This window comes from Vibrio marinisediminis, from assembly GCF_014050145.1.
Classification (GTDB): domain Bacteria; phylum Pseudomonadota; class Gammaproteobacteria; order Enterobacterales; family Vibrionaceae; genus Vibrio; species Vibrio marinisediminis.
Genome location: NZ_JACFYF010000046.1, coordinates 1 through 926, shown reverse-complemented (window position 1 = coordinate 926; position 926 = coordinate 1). Strand labels below are relative to the sequence as shown.

1 protein-coding gene is annotated in these 926 nt (G+C 52.2%); it reads left to right on the top strand.

Annotated elements, in window-relative coordinates; all coding sequences use genetic code 11:
* Nucleotides 1-926 (top strand): VCBS domain-containing protein (locus tag H2O73_RS20260; RefSeq protein ID WP_220457690.1); only part of this gene is annotated, 926 nt, incomplete at both ends.

Below are 926 nucleotides of genomic sequence, written 5' to 3'. Positions count from 1 at the left end.
CCATCGATGCGGATGGTAACTGGGTTTACAACGTCGATAATGCCGATGTTCAGTACCTTGCTCAAAATGAAACAAAAGTGGAAACCTTCACCGTCGCCTCAGTCGATGGCACGACACATGACATCGTCATCACCATTACCGGGGTTAACGACAGCGCAGTCATCTCTGGTGATGCGATTGGCGCTGTCACCGAAGATAAGAGCGATCCCATCCTCACCGACTCCGGTATTCTAACCCTCACTGATACGGACAGCGGCGAAACGAAATTTGCCCCTGCCAGTGTCATCACTCCGGCTAGTGCACTCGGTAGTTTAACCATCGATGCAGATGGTAACTGGGTTTACAACGTAGATAATGCCGATGTTCAGTACCTGGCTCAAGACGAAGCAAAAGTGGAAACCTTCACCGTCACCTCAGTGGATGGCACCACGCATGACATCGTTATAACTATTACCGGGGTTAACGACAGCGCCATAATTTCGGGTGATGCAATTGGCGCGGTGACTGAAGATGCTACCGACCCAGTGCTGACTGATTCCGGCGTACTAACCCTCACCGATGCTGATACCGGCGAAGCCAAGTTCGATCCTGCTAGCGTCGTGACGCCTGCTGGCGCACTTGGCTCACTGACCATCGATGCGAATGGTAACTGGGTGTATAACGTCGACAACGCGGATGTACAGTACCTTGCTCAAGACGAAACAAAAACCGAAACCTTCACCGTGGCTTCGGTTGATGGCACCACGCATGACATCGTTATAACTATTACCGGGGTCAACGACAGCGCAGTGATTTCAGGCGATGCAATTGGCGCCGTGACCGAAGATGAGAACGATCCAGTGCTGACAGATTCGGGCGTACTAACCCTCACCGATGCTGATACCGGCGAAGCGAAATTTGACCCAGCTAGCGTAGTCACTCCAGCT